This window comes from Polaromonas sp. P1_G4 (assembly GCF_056405475.1).
Window position 1 is genome coordinate 1 of the sequence record NZ_JBFUCA010000755.1, and the last position, 1,530, is coordinate 1,530.

At 63.6% G+C, this 1,530-nt stretch carries 1 protein-coding gene; it reads left to right on the forward strand.

The genetic code is table 11. The features are described from left to right. A partial coding sequence (locus AC1D1X_RS23035; protein ID WP_477699302.1) for an aminotransferase-like domain-containing protein occupies nt 1–1,162 on the forward strand: 1,162 nt, incomplete at its 5' end. Nucleotides 1,163–1,530: the final 368 nt, after the last annotated feature.

Consider the following 1,530-nt stretch of genomic DNA (forward strand, 5'->3'; position numbering starts at 1 on the left):
CGCCTGGAGCACTGCGACCTGGATGGCCACGCGCCAGGCGCCGGTGGATGCGACGGCGCTGATCCGCGGGATGTTCCACAAGGTCAGCAACAAGCCGCAACCCGGCATGGGCGTGTTTCCACCAGACTGGCTCGAAACCACCTTCATGCCGGCCGCCGTCCGCAAAGTCACCAGCGTCAGCGCGTTGCGGGACTTTTCGCTCCAGTACGGTGAACCCATGGGCGACAGCGGCCTGCGCCGCGCGCTTTCGCAGAAGCTCAGTGCACTCAATGTGCACGCCGCGCCCGAGCAGATCATCACCACCGTTGGCGCCACCCATGCGCTCGACATCGTCAGCCGGACGCTGCTGCGTGCCGGGGACTGTGTGATGGTGGAGGAGCCCGGCTGGGCGGTGGAGTTCGCCCGACTGGACGCTTTAGGCATGCGCATCCTGCCGGTACCGCGCCGCGCCGACGRCCCGGACCTGGCGGTGATGGCCCAATACTGCGAAATCCACCAGCCCAAGCTGTTTGTCAGTGTCAGCGTATTCCACAACCCGACGGGCTACTGCCTCACGCCCGGCAGCGCCCACCGCGTGCTGCAGTTGGCGATGCAACACAACTTCCACATTGTTGAAGACGACACCTACAGCCACCTGGCGCCTGAGCATGCCACGCGGCTATGCGCCCTCGATGGGCTGCAGCGCACGATTTATGTCAGCGGCTTCGCCAAGATCCTGGCACCCGGCTGGCGCGTCGGCTTCATGGCCGCACCCCCCGACCTCATCGAGCGCCTGCTGGACACCAAACTGCTGGCCACGCTAACCACGCCAGCCCTGCTGGAGAAGGCGCTGGCCTGGTGCATAGATCAGGGCCAGTTACGCCGGCATGCCGAGCGTATTCGCACCCGGCTTGACGGCGCGCGTGCACGCAGCGTCAAATTGGCCCTGGCTCACGGCTGCACATTTGCTGCGGAGCCCGCCGGCCTGTTCGGCTGGGTGGACACGGGCGTCGACACCGATGCGTTGTCCCAGCGCATGCTGGACGAGGGCTACCTGATTGCGCCTGGCGGCTTGTTTCACGCGGCGCGCAAACCCAGCACATTGATGCGCATCAACTTTGCAACCACGCAGGAGGCTGCGTTCTGGAAGGTGTTTGCGCGCTTGCGTGATGCCGTGAGGTAACTTTCCTCCTTCTTTCGCGGCTTGCCCTGACAGAACAGGGCGGGCCGTGAAGAAGCGAGTTTTGAGCGAGCTTGGCACCGAGTTCGGGCAGCTTGTCTTTCGCCACTCTGCCCGCGGCGAGCGGCCGCGACTATGCGGTTATGTCTTCCGCCCCGCCATGCTCCGCGTTGGAGTTCGCCTGGCTTGTTGCGCCTGGGGCGTTGCCCTTTCCTCCCTTCCCCCTCTTTTCTCCTTGTTTTCCTCATCCTCCGGCTTCCCGTTGGCGCTGCCCGGCTACCTGTCCCCTTTCGAAAATGACATTCGGCTTGGCCGGTAATCTGATGGTTGTTTCTATTGGTTACGAGTTAACTCTAATTGTTGAATTGAGG